At 70.8% G+C, this 16280-nt stretch carries 13 protein-coding genes and 1 tRNA gene; 4 read left to right on the top strand and 10 right to left on the bottom strand.

Going from position 1 to position 16280, the window contains the following annotated elements; all coding sequences use genetic code 11:
• Positions 1-44: 44 nt before the first annotated feature.
• The 3 genes from ACFVJQ_RS10680 to ACFVJQ_RS10670 all read left to right on the top strand — a co-directional run bounded on the left by ACFVJQ_RS10680 (position 45) and on the right by ACFVJQ_RS10670 (position 3565).
• Entirely contained in the window at positions 45-2192 is a 2148-nt protein-coding gene (locus ACFVJQ_RS10680) for a UvrD-helicase domain-containing protein (protein WP_385782612.1), read from the top strand.
• A 297-nt stretch (positions 2193-2489) separates the two neighbouring features.
• A complete protein-coding gene (locus tag ACFVJQ_RS10675; protein ID WP_385782609.1) occupies positions 2490-2618 on the top strand; it encodes a hypothetical protein in 129 nt (42 codons plus the stop codon).
• Positions 2618-3565 carry an RNA repair domain-containing protein gene (locus ACFVJQ_RS10670; RefSeq protein WP_385782607.1) on the top strand — a complete coding sequence of 316 codons (948 nt, stop codon included), beginning with the start codon at positions 2618-2620 and terminating at the stop codon, positions 3563-3565. Before ACFVJQ_RS10675 ends, ACFVJQ_RS10670 begins: the two co-directional genes overlap by 1 nt.
• A 181-nt stretch (positions 3566-3746) precedes the next feature.
• On the opposite strand, the gene ACFVJQ_RS10665 is transcribed toward ACFVJQ_RS10670, so the two are convergent.
• The 4 genes from ACFVJQ_RS10665 to ACFVJQ_RS10650 all read right to left on the bottom strand — a co-directional run bounded on the left by ACFVJQ_RS10665 (position 3747) and on the right by ACFVJQ_RS10650 (position 8218).
• Positions 3747-4232: a Fic family protein gene (locus tag ACFVJQ_RS10665; RefSeq protein ID WP_385782604.1), complete on the bottom strand. Its 486-nt coding sequence runs from the start codon at positions 4230-4232 to the stop codon at positions 3747-3749.
• 151 nt (positions 4233-4383) lie between these two features.
• Positions 4384-5010, bottom strand: a complete 627-nt coding sequence (locus ACFVJQ_RS10660) for a hypothetical protein (RefSeq protein ID WP_385782601.1) — start codon at positions 5008-5010, stop codon at positions 4384-4386.
• Positions 5011-5118: 108 nt separating this feature from the next.
• Entirely contained in the window at positions 5119-7164 is a 2046-nt protein-coding gene (gene fusA, locus ACFVJQ_RS10655) for an elongation factor G (protein ID WP_385782598.1), read from the bottom strand.
• Between the two features lie 352 nt (positions 7165-7516).
• Positions 7517-8218: a DNA polymerase beta superfamily protein gene (locus tag ACFVJQ_RS10650; RefSeq protein WP_385782595.1), complete on the bottom strand. Its 702-nt coding sequence runs from the start codon at positions 8216-8218 to the stop codon at positions 7517-7519.
• A gap of 220 nt (positions 8219-8438) precedes the next feature.
• Between ACFVJQ_RS10650 and ACFVJQ_RS10645 the strand changes: the two genes are divergently transcribed.
• Positions 8439-9509 (top strand): glycerophosphodiester phosphodiesterase family protein, encoded by a 1071-nt coding sequence (locus tag ACFVJQ_RS10645; RefSeq protein ID WP_385782592.1) that lies wholly within the window; start codon positions 8439-8441, stop codon positions 9507-9509.
• Positions 9510-9725: 216 nt separating this feature from the next.
• Here ACFVJQ_RS10645 and ACFVJQ_RS10640 read toward each other — a convergent pair whose 3' ends face one another.
• The 6 genes from ACFVJQ_RS10640 to sucC all read right to left on the bottom strand — a co-directional run bounded on the left by ACFVJQ_RS10640 (position 9726) and on the right by sucC (position 16256).
• Positions 9726-10364, bottom strand: coding sequence for a LuxR C-terminal-related transcriptional regulator (locus ACFVJQ_RS10640; RefSeq protein WP_385510088.1), 639 nt, complete (start codon positions 10362-10364; stop codon positions 9726-9728).
• Positions 10361-11986, bottom strand: a complete 1626-nt coding sequence (locus ACFVJQ_RS10635; RefSeq protein WP_385782589.1) for a sensor histidine kinase — start codon at positions 11984-11986, stop codon at positions 10361-10363. The genes ACFVJQ_RS10640 and ACFVJQ_RS10635 overlap by 4 nt, the downstream gene beginning before the upstream one ends.
• Before the next feature lie 224 nt (positions 11987-12210).
• A tRNA-Leu gene (locus ACFVJQ_RS10630) sits at positions 12211-12298 on the bottom strand.
• 184 nt (positions 12299-12482) lie between these two features.
• On the bottom strand, positions 12483-14024 hold the full coding sequence (locus ACFVJQ_RS10625) for an aldehyde dehydrogenase family protein (RefSeq protein ID WP_385509896.1): 1542 nt from the start codon (positions 14022-14024) through the stop codon (positions 12483-12485).
• Positions 14025-14229: 205 nt separating this feature from the next.
• The gene (sucD, locus tag ACFVJQ_RS10620) at positions 14230-15114 is read right to left on the bottom strand and encodes a succinate--CoA ligase subunit alpha (protein WP_385509895.1); all 885 of its coding nucleotides are present in this window, start codon (positions 15112-15114) and stop codon (positions 14230-14232) included.
• An 11-nt stretch (positions 15115-15125) separates the two neighbouring features.
• Positions 15126-16256, bottom strand: a complete 1131-nt coding sequence (gene sucC, locus ACFVJQ_RS10615) for an ADP-forming succinate--CoA ligase subunit beta (RefSeq protein ID WP_385782584.1) — start codon at positions 16254-16256, stop codon at positions 15126-15128.
• Between the last annotated feature and the right edge of the window lie 24 nt (positions 16257-16280).

Raw genomic sequence — 16280 nt, 5'->3', positions numbered from 1 at the left:
TTGTTCGTCCGCACCGACGCCCGACCGGACACTAGGATCCACGCATGCCGCAGCTCGCCTTCGACATCGGCTTCTTCGCCGAACTCCCCAAGCTCCAGCCGCCGGTCAGGAAGGGCGTTCTCGACGCCTGGGAGAAGTTCAACCGGCTCACTCTCGATCAGCTCTTCAAGGACCCGGGGCTGAAGCTGGAGAGCCTGACGAACGCGAAGGACAAGCAGATCCGGACCATCCGCATCGACCAGTTCTGGCGCGGTGTGGTTCTCGCCCCGCCCTCCGGGGACACCTTCGTCCTGTTGCGGGTCATGCAGCACGACAAGGCCATCGCGTGGGCGAAGAAGCAGAAGTCCAGCATCAACGAGGTGACCCGGGCCGTCGAGATCCGGGACGCGGCGACCCTGGACGCGATCACGCCGGCGTACGAGCGGGTGGCTCAGGCCTCGCCGAAGGAGCGGCTCTTCGCGAAGTTCTCCGACGGGGACCTGACCGCGCTCGGCATCGACGCCGAGACGCTGCGACAGGCCCGGTCGCTCGTCGACAAGGAGCAGTTGGAGGTCTTCGCGCCGCTGCTGCCGCAGGACCAGCGCGAGGTGCTGCAGTACCTCGCGGAGGGCTGCACGGTCGAGGAGGTGTGGCAGGACATCGTCGCCCCCGCCCTGCAGGCGGCGGCGCAGCCGGTGGACACGCAGGACTACGACACGGCGATCCAGCACAGCCGGGCGCGCATCGCGCTGGTCACGGCCTCGGAGGAGTTGCGGGACATCCTTGAGAAGCCGTTCGCGGCCTGGCGGGTCTTCCTGCATCCGTCTCAACGGAAGGTGGCCTACCGCGCGTCCTACTCGGGTCCTGCCCAGATCACGGGCGGGCCAGGCACCGGCAAGACCGTCGTCGCGCTGCACCGGGTCAAGCACCTGCTCGGATACCTGCGCGACGGCGACCGCATCCTCCTCACGACGTACACCAACGCCCTCGTCAACGCGCTCCGTTCGGGACTGGAGTCCCTGGTGGAGGACCCGGAGCTGCGCGAGCGGGTGGACATCTCGACGGTGGACGGCTTCGCCAGCCGGGTCATCGCCGAGGCGCCGGGCGCGGTGGCCCTGCGGCCGCTGATGAACAACGAGGAGGAGAGCCGCTGGGCGAAGGCCGCCAAGGCGACGGGCTTCACTGGCAGCGCGCGGTTCCTGGCACAGGAGTACCGGCACGTCATCCTCGCCCAGGGCATCAGGACCCTGGCCGAGTACGAGGCGGCGGACCGGCGTGGCCGCGGGAGCCGGCTGCCCCAGGCCGAGCGGCCCCTGGTGTGGGAGACGGTGGAGCGGTTCACGGCCGGACTGGCAGAGGGCGGGGCACGCACCTGGCTGCAGACGTGTGCGGAGGCGGCCCGGCTGCTGGAGGAGAAGGGCCCGCAGTACCGGCATGTCGTGGTGGACGAGGCACAGGACCTGCACCCGGCGCAGTGGCGTCTGCTGCGCGCGGCCGTTCCCGCCCGCCCGGACGACCTGTTCATCGCGGGCGACCCGCATCAGCGCATCTACGACTCGAAGGTGTCCCTGAAGTCGCTCGGCATCAAAGTGACCGGGCGGTCGGTGAAGCTCCGCAAGAACTACCGCAGCACCCAGGAGATCCTGCGCTGGTCCACGGCGCTGCTCGTCGGCCGCCCCATCGCCCAGCTGGAGGACGAGAACCGCAACGACACCCTGCTCGGATACCGCTCCGCACTCCACGGGGACGGGCCCGCCGTGCACGCGGCGGCGACCGAGGAGGCCGAACTGGACGCGCTCGTCACCCAGATACGGGCGTGGATGGACGCGGGCGTCGGCGCCGGGGAGATCGGGGTCAGCACCCGGTTCAACAAGACGTGCGCGAAGACGGTGGCGCATCTGAAGGCCGCCGGCGTCCCCGCCACACCGCTGCGTGCCGCGGACGCCGAGGGCGAAGCGACGACCGTGCGGGTCGGGACCATGCACTCGTTCAAGGGGCTCGAGTTCCGTTGCGTCGCCGTCATCGGCGTCACCGAGGAGGCACTGCCGTTCCCCAAAGCGGTGACGCCGCCCGACGTGGACCCCAAACAGCACGAGACGGACATGATGGCCGAACGCTGCCTGCTGTTCGTGGCCTGCACCAGGGCGCGCGACAGCCTCTACGTCTCCTGGTCCGGCAAGCGCAGCCCGTTCCTGGTGGAGGCGGGCGTGTAACGCCGGTGGGCCGTACACGCGGCATGTGCAGACGACTGTCGCGGGCCGCCATGAGTGACGAGACTCGACGAACGTGGGATCAGGTACCGCTGAAGACGTCAACGAAGCGTCTGCGTGGTCGCGACCAACCTCGCCGCGTCATCCAGCCAGGGAAAGTGCCCCTCCCCCGACTGCACCACCACCTACGCCTCCGGAAGCAGCCCTGTTGATCAAGTACGCCGCCGAGGCGGACGGCGACGAGCAGTAGCGCCAGGTTGCTCGACAGGCCCTTGACGCGCTCCAGAGGATCAACGTCTCATGCCGGTCGATCGCCAGGTCGCGGTACGTCGCCAGGGCCTTGCGCAGCTGTTTTTCGTTCAGCTTGGGCTCTCCGACGGGACCGTCGAGGACATGAACGGCCGCATCCTGGAGGGAGAGGAGGCGTGATGCGGACCAGCGACGAGATCTATCACCGGGTCCTCTGGGACCCGCGCTTCGACCCGGCCCGTTTCGTGCTGGGGATCAGCCAGCGCGGGGACGCCCCCGAGCGCATCCCGCTGCCCTCCTTCGTGCCCGGGGGCGACATCCCGTGGCACCGGGTGGTGTTCATCGAGGCGGACGGCGAGGTGGTCTGGGACCGGGCCACGGGTGTGGACTGCATCGACGCGTCGGACGCCGGCCGGGTGCGGGGTGATGCGCCCACCCCCGAGGGCTGGCCCGTATCGGACCATCACGGTGTGGAAACCGACCCGAGCTTCGGCGGGAGCGAGCCCACTGGCGTCCTCGACGTATCCCCGACGCCCCGCACGGCGGTGGCGTGGATCCCGCCTGCGCAGTTGTGGCCGCCGATCCAGGACATCCGCCGGGATCACGATCCGCAGATCCACCGCTGGCCGCCGCACGTCAATCTGCTCTTCGGCTTCGTGCCGGAGTCCGACTTCGAGCGGGCGGCCCCGCTGCTGGCCGCGGCGGCGGCCGAGGCGCCGGTCTTCACCGCCCGGCTGAACGGGGTGCGCACTTTTCGGCACCGGGCGTACTTCACTGTGTGGCTCGACCCGGCGGCGGCCGGCGAGACTCCGTGGGCGGGTCTGTACCGCGCTCTGCAGCAACGGTTCCCACGCTGTCGTGGGCGCGCCAAGGGCTTCACACCGCATCTGTCCCTGGGCCGGACCCGGGATGCGCAGCGGGTCACCGCCGACTGTGCCGCCCGGCTCGACGCCATGACGGCGACGGTCTGGGAGCTCGTCCTGCTCTCGCGCAGGGGCGACGGGCCGATGCGGCCGCGGGCAACGGTCGCTCTCGGCACGGGCGAGGTGCGCTGGCTGCCCGACCCGGGCCCCGGTGCGCCGGGCGCGGAGGACGCGGCCTGGCTCTCCGTGATCACCGACAGGTGAGGCAAAGGGCCGCCTGAGTGGCGGCCCCGCCCGCTCACGGGAGGGGCCGCCGTCGGCGTCAACGGGCCGACACCATCACCGGCGCGTACCTGGTAGGCCGGGCCGTGAACGTGCCGCGCCCGGGTGACCGAGCCGGAGACCCGGGCGCGCCGGGCGGAGCGATCCGGCGCCTCTGTGCCCTTCACGGGTACGGGGTGCGTGCCTGGCGGCGGTGTGCCGCTGCCGTGGCCAGGACGTGGATCAGGCGGGCCAATGAGAGTGCGCCCACCGGATCATCTGCGTACCTCTGTACTTGCACGGGGCCGACCTCGTCCAGGAACACATCCTCGCGTGCCAGGACAAATGCCATCGTGAGCAGGGCCGCGCGCCCGTTGCCGTCGTCGAACGGGTGAAAGAAGCACACATCCAGGTAGGCGCGGGCGGCGCGGGCGGGAAGAGGGACGTCCGTACCGGCGGCACTGGCCTGCGCCAGGCACTCCTCGAACTGCTCACGGGTTCCGGCGTACAGGCCGTACCGTTCGCGTCCCCCCTTGGAGAAGGCAGGGAGTGTCCGGAACGAGACGTCCGGACGGCCGAGGACCAGCTTCTGCCACCCAGTCATGAGATCGAAGCCGAGTGAGCGCTCGGCCACGGCGTCGTCGCGGACCGATCGCCAAGCTGCGCGCATGCGTTCTCCACGCGCCGTATAACCCGGCTCGTCGCGAGCGCCTGCGGCCACGTCGATCCCGTCGCACCGGCCTCGGATGGGGCCGACCAGTTCCTCGGACGCCTGCTCCCACGCGATCTGCGAGCGTACCCTGAGCCAGCTCTGGAGATCGTCACGCACCGTGCTCTCCAATGGTCTCCCTGGCACGGCCGACCGCCTCCTCGTCGGGGGCGACCCAGCTCTCGAAAGCGGAGTCCACCACTTCGTCCGCCAAATCCTCCGCTTCCCCGGCGGACATGCCGGTCGACTCCAGGTACCACGCGAACGCCTGCGCGCACGGACCACGCCACAGCTCACCGGCCTCGGTGCGCTCGACGACAAGCGTCACGAGAGGCGCGACAGCACGCTCGCGCAGCCGCCGTACCTCTTCTTCGTCGGTGTCCGACCCCGGAGCGAACTGCGCGAAGAAGGCAGCGAGTTCCTCCAGCCACGCGCGCCATTGGAGCAGTGCGCTGGCGTACCGCTGTGCCTGCTGCTCCAGGTCGTGGGCGCCGAGACCGCTGACTGGAAGATCTCTGATGATCGCCCCGGAGTAGGGGGATTCATCCACCGCGTGGTACCAACCGAAGGCCCACGAGCCGTAGTGCTCGGCAAGGCCGCGGGCAATCGAATGGGTTGACCACAGCCCTCGTGGTCGTCCCGACTCGGGGTCCTGCGAGGACACCACGTCACGCACCACGTCGAGTGCCTGATCGGGATTGAACGGATGTGTGGTGGGGTCGAGGTCCTGCCACGTCATCGACATGGGGTACCAATCGGAACTGATGGCTGCTCCTGGCATCTGTGCGTCTGCGTTTCTACGGACAGGGGGCGGCCCAGCCCGCATACGGGAGGGCCGCCCTCGGCACTACCGCGCCGACACCGTCACCGGCGCCGGCGCGTACCCCGTCGGCCGGGCCGTGAAGGTACCGCGGCCCTGGGTGCGGCTGCGCAAACGGGTCGCGTAGCCGAAGAGTTCGGCCAGCGGCACCGTGGCGGTGACGACCGCCGAGCCCGCCCGGGTGACCGAGCCGGAGACCCGGCCGCGCCGGGCGGCGAGGTCACCGAGGACGCTGCCGACGGCGTCCTCGGGCACGGTGACCGTGACCTCGACGACTGGTTCCAGCAGGGCCATCGTGCTCGCCCGCAGGGCGCCCTGCAGCGCGAACCGACCTGCCGTCCGGAACGCCATCTCGGACGAGTCCTTCACATGGGTCGCCCCGTCGGTGAGGATGACGCGCAGCCCGGTCACCGGGTGCCCGTCGAGCGGCCCCTCCGCCAAGGCGTCCCGGCAGCCGGCCTCGACCGCCCGGACGTACTCCTGCGGCACCCGGCCGCCGACGACCGTCGAACGGAACTCGAAGCCGGTCTCCAGGGGCTCGACATCCAGGACGACCTGCGCGAACTGGCCCGCTCCGCCGTCCTGTTTGACATGCCGATGGACGTGCCCGGACGTGCCGCGCACGACTGTCTCCCGGTAGGTCACCCTCGGCCGGCCGACCTGCACGTCCAGCCCGTGGGCACGCCGGAGTTTCTCCACCGCGACCTCCAGGTGCAGTTCGCCCATGCCCGAGAGGACCGTCTGCCCGGTCTCGGGGTCGGTCCGCACGACCAGCGACGGATCCTCCTCGGCCAGCCGGGCCAGCGCCGTGGCCAGCCGGTCGGTGTCGGTGGAGCGTGCGGCCTCGACCGCCACGGTGACGACCGGGTCGGCGACGCTCGGCGGTTCGAGGACGAGCGGCGCGCCAGGGGCGCACAGGGTCGAGCCGGCGCGGGCGGACTTCAGCCCGACCACGGCGACGATGTCCCCGGCGACCGCCCGCTCCACCTGGGCGTGCCGGTCGGCCTGCACACGGAGGATCCGGCCGATCCGCTCACTGCGCCGCGCGCCCGCGTCCCACACGGTGTCTCCCTTCTCGATCGTCCCCGAGTACAGCCGCAGGTAGGTCAGCCGTCCCGTCGCTGTGGCGCTCACCTTGAACGCCAGTGCCGCGAGCGGTGCGTCCGGGTCGGCGGCCCGCTCCTGTTCCACCCCGTCGAGCGTGCCGCGCACCGGCGGTACGTCCAGCGGTGACGGCAGGTACGCCACGACCGCGTCGAGCAGCGGCTCGATCCCGCGGTTGCGGTACGCCGAACCGCACAGCACGACCACGCCGTCGCCGGTCCGGGTCAGGTCGCGCAGGGCGGAGGCAAGAGTCGCTGCCGTGAGCGTCTCCTGGTCGCAGAACTCCTCCAGCGCGGCAGGGTGCAGCTCGGCGACGGCTTCCTCCAGCAGCCGACGCCGCCGCAGCGCCTCGTCCCGCAGCTCCTGCGGAACCGGCTCCTCTACGAGCGCCTCGGCGCCGTCGGTCCACACCAGCGCCCGCATCCGTACCAGGTCCACCACGCCGGTGAAGCCGTCTTCCGCGCCGATAGGCAACTGCACGACCAGCGGCGCCGCATGGAGCCGCTCGCGAATCGAGGCGACGGCCGTATCGAGGTCGGCGCCCGCGCGGTCCAGCTTGTTGACGAAGGCGATCCTCGGCACGCCGTGCCGGTCCGCCTGCCGCCACACGGACTCGCTCTGCGGCTCGACCCCGGCGACGGCGTCGAACACCGCGACCGCCCCGTCGAGCACCCGCAGCGATCGCTCCACCTCGTCGGCGAAGTCGACGTGCCCGGGCGTGTCGATCAGGTTGATCCGGTGCCCGTCCCAGTCGCAGCTGACGGCGGCGGCGAAGATGGTGATGCCACGGTCGCGTTCCTGGGGGTCGAAGTCGGTGACGGTCGTGCCGTCGTGGACCTCGCCGCGCCGGTGGGTGGTGCCGGTGGCGTAGAGGATCCGTTCCGTGACGGTGGTCTTGCCGGCGTCGACGTGGGCGAGGATGCCGAGGTTGCGAACGGTGGTCGGTCGACGATTGAGTGCGGTACGCACGGCCCATGGCCTTTCGGGATGGTTCGGTGAAAGGGCAGCGCGATTCCCGGACGGAACGGGCAGGCAGACGCCAGGAGTTGGCGTTGCGCGTGGCTCAGTCGTTCGTCACGGGCGTCCGGTACCGGCCGCGCAGCGGGCACCGGGCGGCCGGAGACACGAGGATCACCTCGAAGCGGGAGCGGGGAACGACGACGGCGATGCGGTCACGCACGGCCCGGCTCCCCTCACTCGACTCGCTGTTCGGAACATGGCGAGTGTAGGGAACCGGGTGGGCGCGAAGCACCGGATTTTTTTCGAGGTCTACGTCCGGAATCCTTTCTCGAGGCCTACGCCCGGATTCTTTTTCCGAGGTCTACGTCCGGATCGCGTCCGGTGTGTAGAAGCACGCCCGGACCCGCCGCAGCCATGCCTCCGCGGCCGTCTCGTCGGGCTGTTCGGGCAGTACGGTGCGGGACTCGTCGAAGGCCGCCTCGAAACGGCGCAGCAGCGGCAGCGCGGCCGCGGGGTCGGCGGCGACCTGCTCGCCGAAGGCGTGGTAGCTCTCGGGGTCCTCGACCCGGATGGTCAACTGCCCGGTGGTGTAGAGCTCGTAGCCCTGCCGGCACAGTCGCTTGAGATGGCGGGCGTGCTTCGCGGTGCGCTTGCGGGTGTCCGCGGAGAACGAACCGTCGCCGCGGCTCTGGAGCTTCCTGAACTGCTGTGTGGCGTAGCCGAGATAGGCATCGCGGACCCGCCGGGCGCTCAGGAAGGACGCCCGGATGCCGATGAGCTCGTCGCCGAGCTCCGTCCGCACCTCGTACAACTCCTCCGGCAGCCAGACGAGTTCCATGACGGTGGGATTGCCGCCGAGGGCGAGCCGGCACCACTTGGCGGCCTCGTGCAGAGTGCGGTCGGGGGCCGTGGTGACGTGGGACTCCTTCGGGCCGTGCAGGCCGTGCAGGGTCTCGGTGGAGGCGGCGAACAGGCCGAGCCGGTCCACGTCGGAGCCCTCGTGGGCCAGTCCGTAGGCGGTCGAGCCGACGACGCCGGACAGCAGGATGTTCGTCACGGTCACAGGTCCCCCCGGATTCATCGCGCGCCCCGGTGGCACGGGCGGCGGCGGACGGCCATGATGCCGCGCTCGCCCGGCGGCCGGCCTGCCATTTTCGGGTGACCGCCCAGTCACCCTCGGGTTCGTCGAGCGTTCACAGCTGCATCACGCCGAGGTCTTCAGCCGCGCCCGGCGTCGAACTAGCGTCCTGGGATCGCCCCAACCCCCAACGAGTGAGGTTTCGATGTCCGCACGACATTTCCTCGCCGGCCTGGCCCTGGTGCCGGTGCTCGCCCTCCCGACGGCCGCCCATGCGACGACGACGGGTGACCCCGGCGTCCTGCCCCGGAAGTCGCACTTCGACCTGCAGGCCCACCGCGGCGGCCTCGGCATGACGACCGAGAGCACCCTGGAAGGGTTCGGCAAGGCGCTGCGGCTGGGTGTCACCACCCTGGAACTGGACACCCAGGTCACCAAGGACCGGAAGGTCGTCGTCACCCACGACCGGCAGGTCAGCGCCCAGAAGTGCCGGGACACGGCACCGGTCGTGCCGGGCGACCCGATGTACCCGTACGTCGGCAAGTACATCAAGGACCTGACGCTGGCGCAGATCCGCACGATGGACTGCGGCTATCAGCAACTGCCCGGCTACCCCGAGCAGGAGCAGATCAAGGGCGCCCGCATGGTCGAGCTTCGGGACGTCCTGGACCTCGTCAAGAGCTACAAGGCCGGGCAGGTCACCCTCAACATCGAGACGAAGGTCGAAGCGGGAGCGCCCGAGCAGACCGCGCCGCGCGAGCTGTTCGTGCGCCGCGTGTACGAGGAGATCCGCGCCTCGGGCCTCGAGCGCCAGGTCACCATCCAGTCCTTCGACTGGGGCGCGCTGAAGGAGATGCACAGGCTCGCGCCGCGGTGGCCGCTGGTGGCGCTGACCAACTACGACTTCCTCCAGGTCGGCAAGCCCGGCGCCTCCCCCTGGCTCGGCGGGATCGACGCCGACGACTACGGCGGCGACTTCGTCAGGGCCGCCGCGGCCGTACCCGGCGTCAAGGCGCTCTCCCCCAACTACGGCTTCCCGCAGAACGGCAAGATCGGTGACCCCGGCTTCCGCTTCTACCCCGACCGCACGATGATCGCCGAGGCCCACGCGCGGGGCCTGAAGGTCGTCCCGTGGACCTGCGACGACCCGGCCACGGTGGAGGCGCTCATGGACATGGGGGTCGACGGCATCATCACGAACTACCCGGACCGTGTCCGGCAGATCATGGCCGACCGCGGGATGCGGCTGCCGAAGGCGTACTTCCCGCGCCACTGACACGCACGGCGAGGACCAGCCGGTCGCCGGTCCAGACCTGGTGGCCCCGGTTCCGGATCTCAGGGCTGACCCTGATGTCCCGGGACCCGGGCCCGTTTACGGTTGTTCTCACCGGCACCGCTCCGGGAGACGGCAGGGAAACACGGGGGACTCACGGGGGAGTACGGGGGAACTGCCGTCCCCGGAGCGGGGCGCCGGCTTGAGCCTGGCGAGGGGTCAGGCTCGCAGATACGTCAGCACGGCCATCACCCGGCGATGGTCCATGAGGTCGGCTTCGAGCTGCAGCTTGGTGAAGATGTTCCGTACGTGCGTCTCCACCGTCTTGCCGCCGATGACCAGTCGCTGCGCGATGGCCTCATTGGACCGTCCCTCGGCCATCAGGGCCAGCACCTCGCGCTCCCTCGCGGTGAGTTCGTCGAGCGGGTCCACCGGCCGGGGGGCGTCCATCAGCCGGGCGACGACCTCCGGCTCCACGACGGTCCCGCCGGCGGCGACCCGCTTCAGCGCGTCGGCGAGTTCGTCGGCGTCGGCGACACGTTCCTTGAGGAGGTAGCCGAATCCGCGCTGGTTCTGCAGGAGCGCCTGGACGGTGCCGGCGGTCTCGACGTACTGGGACAGCAGCAGCACTCCGGTGCCGGGGTGGTGCTCACGGACGGCGGCCGCCGCTCGGATGCCCTCGTCGGTGTGTGTCGGGGGCATCCGGATGTCCAGCAGGACCACGTCCGGCCGGTGCTGGGCGACCAGGTCGAGCAGGGGGCCGGTGTCCCCGCAGTGCGCGGGCACCTCGAAGCCCTCGTCGGTGAGAAGACGTACGATCCCCTCCCGCAGAATCGCCGAATCCTCGGCCACGATCACACGCACGGCAGCTCCGCCCTGATCCTCGTCCCGCCGCCCGCGGGGCTGTGAATGTGCAGTACGCCGTCGACGGCGGCGAGCCGGTCCGCGAGGCCGAGCAGCCCGCTGCCGCGCCCCGTGTCGGCGCCGCCGACACCGTCGTCGACCGTCTCGATGACCAGCTTGCCGTCGTGGTGCCGGGCGGAGACACTCACGGCCTTCGCCCGTGCGTGCTTGGCGGCGTTGGACAACGCCTCGCAGACGGTGAAGTAGGCGGTGGACTCGACGACCGGATCGTACCGTCGGGGTTCGGCGGCCACGACGACGGTCAGTTGGGCCTGCTCCGCCAGCGCCTTCAGCGCCGGGCCGAGGCCCTCACGGGTGAGGACGGCCGGATGGATGCCGTGCGCGATGCCCCGCAGCTCCTCGAGCGCCAGCTTCAGACTGCTCTCGACCTCGGCGACCGAGCGGCGCAGCGACCCGTCCGGATGGTCCGCGAGCCCCTTGTCCAGGCGGCGCAGCGCCATCAGCGCGAAGACGATCCGGGCCTGGGCGCCGTCGTGGAGGTCCCGCTCCAGCCGCTTGCGTTCGGTGTCGGCGGCCCGGACGATACGCGAGGTCACTTCCTTGGCCTGGTTGCGCAGCCAGACGTTCTCCAGCGCCAGCCGCAGTGCCGCGGACACGGCCTCCAGCAGCTGCGGGTCCTCGGCGAGCGCCGGGTCGTGCCGCAGCAGTGCCAGCGCGGCGCCGCGCGAGGAGTCCACGCGGGTGCGCCCCGCGCCCTCCGGCCGCACGGGCCGGCCTTCGCCGTCGAGATATGCGCCGCGCTCCTCGTTCCACAGGCCCAGTCTCAGCCCGGGGTCGCCGAGCACCCGGGCGAGCGCCTCGCGCAGCCGCACCGGATCCGGGTCGGCGCCGACCTCGATGACCAGGCCGCTCACCTCGGCGCGCTGCAGCTGCATCCGCAGCAGACCGGCGAGGAAGGCCAGCGGCACGGCGGCCTGTGCGAGGTCGGAGGCCAGGTAGACAGCGCTCTCCCCGGAGTCGCCGATCCCGGGGACCACGCGCAGCACGACGTGCGAGAGCAGGAAGGCGGTGGCGATGACGACGGCGATCCAGGCCGGCAGCAGCGCCCGTCGCCGCGCCACCGAGGCATGCCGCCAGCGTCTGACGAGCATCACCACCGCGGCCACGGTCAGGACCCAGCCCACCGCCCGGTAGGCACCGTCGACGTAGTCGAAGAGTCCCGTGGTGCCGGGCACCAGCAGCAGATTCGGGCCGCAGCCGCGGCAGTCCAGATAGGTGGCGTCCGAGGAGACGGCCGGGTCGAACATCATCGCCCTCAGGAGCCCACCCACGGCGACGAGCCCGTACGCGAAGAAGACCATGCGCCGCGTCAGCGCCGTGGTGAGGCGCCCGTCGGGGAACGAGAGCAACAAATGCGCCAGGACGGCCATGTTGAGCGCCTCCCACCAGGCGCCCAGGGCGAACAGGGCGGGCACGTCGGTCCCCTGGAGATTGCCCAGGAACCAGGTGACGCCCTCGGCGACCAACAGCGCGCCCGTGCGGTTCGCGGGCCGGCGCCACCAGGCGATCAGGCCCGCGCCCGCATACGTCCAGCCGACGGCCAGATCCCGTGTCACGTCCCCGGCCGAGCCGCCCGCCCTCGCATAGGCCCAACCGCCGATCGCTCCGGATAAAACGGCTGCCGCCGCTGCCCCGCCCAGCCGGAGCCCCAAGGCGTGCTTTCTCTCCCTCTTCACGGGCCACACCGTAGGCCATCGAGGTGATGCATGACGGCCGCTCGGGTGTTGGTCACGCCACAGCCCGGACAAGCAAGAGACCCCTGGTGAACAGGGGTCTCAGCTGGTGTCCGAGGGGGGACTTGAACCCCCACGCCCGATAAAGGGCACTAGCACCTCAAGCTAGCGCGTCTGCCATTCCGCCACCCGGACCAGGTGTCCGCCGCCTTGCCGGGGGTGTTCCCCGGGGCGACACGGACAACAATACCAAGGTTTCGGAGTGCCCTTCACCTGCGTTTCCGTCCCCTGAGGCGGGTGTGTCACCCCGACCGGCCGGGGCACGGCGAGTGGTCGGGGTGTCACTCTTCGGTGCAAGTCCGGCAGGCGCGACGGGTGATCACGGCATGAGGTGGTAGTCCGGGAAGTTGCCGGGCAGCCTCTCCCCCGCCGGCCCCTGCGTCACCGCACGCACGAGCAGCTCGCCGCCGACGAACGCGCCGCGCCAGGACGCGCCGAAGCCGCCGAACAGCTCCTCGCGGTCGCCACGGGAGCGGGGCTTGCCGTGACCCACCTTGAAGGCACGGATCTGCGGGGCGAGCCGGTCGAACGTCGCCCGGTCGTCCGTGGACAGCGTGGCGACCAGCGCGCCGTTGGACGCGTTCATCGCGGCCAGCAGCTCCGCCTCCGTGTCGACCAGGACGATGGTGTCGACCGGGCCGAAGGGTTCCGCGTGGTGCAGCGGGGAGGACGGCGGCGGGTTCAGGATCGTGACCGGCTGGACGTACGCCGAGGTGTCCTGGCCGGGCAGGAAGCGCGCGTCGCTCAGCCGGCCGCGGTGCAGCGGGACGGCCCCGCGGTCGATGGCCTCCGCCACCTGGTCGTGCAGCTCCTTGGCCTTGGCCGCATTGATCACCGGCCCGAAGTCCAACGCCGGGTAGGGGTCGTCGCGCTGCTCGACCGCGAGCGGATGGCCGACCCTGAGCGTGCGGACCGCCGGGAGGTACGCCGCCAGGAACTCGTCGAACAGCGCACGCTGGACGACGAAGCGCGGGTAGGCCGTGCAGCGCTGTTTGCCGTAGTCGAAGAGCTTGGGAACGACCGCCGTGAGCGTGTCCCAGTCCGTGAAGTTCCAGATGCCCCAGGTGTTGAGTCCTTCCTGTTCGAGGATGTGCCGCTTGCCGAGATCGGCGACGGCCGTGGCCACCGCGGCGCCGGTGTCGCGGCCGCCGACGAAGGAGACGCAGCCGATCTCGGGCGCCCGCACCAGCGCCTGGGACAACTCGCCTCCGCTGCCGCTGACGAGGGTGACGGGAAGTCCCTCGCGGGCGGCGAGCGCGCAGGCCAGGGTCAGACAGGCGACACCGCCGTCGGTCGGGGTCTTGGCGATGACCGCATTGCCTGCCAGTGCCTGTGCCAGCAATGCGTGAACGAGCACGCTCATCGGGTAGTTCCAGCTCGCGATGTTGGACACCGGGCCGTCCAGCGGGGCCCGCCCGGCGACCATCGGCTCGATGCCGTCGACGTACCAGCGCACCCCGTCGATCGCCCGGTCGACGTCCGCCTGGGCGAGCCGCCAGGGTTTGCCGATCTCCCAGACCAGCAGCAGCGCGAGCAGTTCGCGGTGCTCGGTGAGGGCGTCCAGGGTGGCCGCGACGCGGGCCCGGCGTTCGTCGAGGGGGATGTGCCGCCAGGCGCGGTGCTGGTCGAGTGAGGCACGTACGGCCTGGTGAGCGGTGGTGCCGTCGAGTCGCGGCGGACCCGCGATGGGGGTGCCGTCGACGGGTGTGGTGGCGGGCAGGGCCCGGCCGTCGGCCTGCCAGGCGGCGTTCCAGAGGTTGAGGATGCGGTCGTCGCGGAAGGCCTCGGGGGCGACGACGAGGCAGCGCTGCCAGGCGTCGGCCCAGGAGGTGTCCGACTTGAGGGTGAGGGTGGGTGCCATTGGTGAGCTCCGCTCTCGGTGCACAGTCGAGAGGAAAAGGGCCCGTAGGGCCTTCCTTGGAAGGGTGGTGGTGGGTGACGGGTGGGCCGGAGATGCATGGCTGGTCCCGCGCACGGCTCGCACCGCCGTGCGGGGACGTCGTACCGGGGAAGCCAGTGACGCGCCGGGCTGCGCGACAGTCACCTCGCGACAACTATGAGTGACATCACTCGGTGGCCGCCAGCGCGGCCGACACCAGCTTGGCCGTCTCCGTCGGCGTACTCCCCACCCGCACTCCGGCCGCCTCCAGCGCCTCCTTCTTCGCCTGCGCTGTCCCGGAGGATCCGGACACGATGGCGCCCGCGTGCCCCATGGTCCTGCCCTCGGGGGCGGTGAAGCCGGCGATGTAGCCGACGACCGGCTTGGTGACGCGCTCGCGGATGTATGCGGCGGCGCGTTCCTCCGCGTCGCCGCCGATCTCCCCGATCAGCACGATCAGGTCGGTTTCCGGGTCGCCCTGGAACGCGGCCAGGCAGTCGATGTGCGTGGTGCCGACGACCGGGTCGCCGCCGATGCCCACGCAGGTCGAAAAGCCGATGTCACGGAGTTCGTACATGAGCTGGTACGTCAGCGTCCCGGACTTCGACACCAGGCCGATGCGGCCGGGCTTGGTGATGTCGGCCGGGATGATGCCCGCGTTGGACTGACCGGGGCTGATCAGGCCTGGGCAGTTGGGGCCGATGATGCGCGTGCCCTTCGACCGCGCGTACGCCGTGAAGGCGACCGAGTCGTGCACCGGGATGCCCTCGGTGATGACGACCGCGAGGCCGATACCCGCGTCCGCGGCCTCGACGACGGCCGCCTTGGCGAAGGCGGGCGGTACGAAGACGACCGTGACGTCGGCTCCGGTCGCGTCCATGCCCGCGCGGACCGAGCCGAAAACGGGCACGGCACGGTTGTCGAAGTCGACCGTGCGGCCCGCCTTGCGCGGGTTGACCCCGCCGACGACATTCGTGCCGGCCGCGAGCATGCGCCGGGTGTGCTTCATGCCCTCGCCGCCGGTCATGCCCTGGACGAGGACCTTGCTCTCCTTGGTGAGATAGATCGCCATGTCCCGTCTCCTCAGGCTGCGTTGGCGAGCTGGGCCGCCTTGCGTGCGGCGCCGTCCATGGTGGTGGCCTGCTGGACCAGCGGATGCGCCCGTTCGTCGAGGATCACCCGGCCGCGTGCGGCGTTGTTGCCGTCCAGGCGGACGACCAGCGGCTTGGTCAACTGGACCGCGTCCAGGGCCTGCACGATGCCGTCGGCGACCGCGTCGCAGGCGGTGATGCCGCCGAAGACGTTGACGAACACCGACTTCACGGCCGGGTCGGAGAGGATGACGGTCAGACCGTCGGCCATGATCTGGGCGGAGGCTCCGCCCCCGATGTCGAGGAAGTTGGCGGGACGGGCGCCGCAGCCGGCGACCACGTCGAGGGTCGACATGACCAGTCCGGCGCCGTTGCCGATGATGCCGACCTCGCCGTCGAGCTTGACGTAGTTGAGGCCCTTCGCGGCGGCCACCGCCTCCAGCGGATCGTCGTGCTCCGCCCCCTCGGCGCCCCACCGGACCTGCCGGAAGCGGGCGTTGTCGTCCAGGGTGACCTTGCCGTCGAGAGCCAGGATCTGCCCCTGCCGGGTGCGCACGAGCGGGTTGACCTCGACGAGGAGCGCGTCCTCGCGGATCAGCACCTCCCACAGCCGTACGAGCACGTCGACGGTCTGTGGCGGCAGTCCGGCCGCCTCGGCGATCTCACCTGCCTTCGCCGAGGTGACGCCCTCGGCAGGGTCGATGTGCACGCGCGCCACGGCATCGGGCCGGGTGGCGGCGACCTCCTCGATGTCCATGCCGCCCTCCGCGGAAGCGATGGCGAGGAAGCCGCCCGCTGCCCGGTCGAGGACGTAGGAGACGTAGAACTCGGTCTCGATGTCGACGGGTTGAGCCAGCATGACCTTGCCGACCGTGTGGCCCTTGATGTCCATTCCGAGGATCTGTCGCGCCGTCAGTTCCGCGGCGGCCGGGTCGGCGGCCGGCTTCACTCCGCCTGCCTTGCCCCGGCCACCCGTCTTGACCTGGGCCTTGACGACGACCCGGCCACCGAGTCGGCGGGCGATCTCGCGTGCCTCCTTGGGCGAGTCGGTGACTTCGGCCCGCGGCACCAAGATGCCGTGTTCCTCGAAGAGTTCCCTTGCCTGGTGCTCGTACAGGTCCATCTCGGCTCCTGTCTGGAAAGTGCC

The sequence above is a fragment of the Streptomyces sp. NPDC127197 genome (assembly GCF_042672405.1).
Taxonomy (GTDB): Bacteria; Actinomycetota; Actinomycetes; order Streptomycetales; family Streptomycetaceae; genus Streptomyces; species Streptomyces flavusporus.
This window is presented reverse-complemented; position numbering and strand designations above follow the sequence as displayed.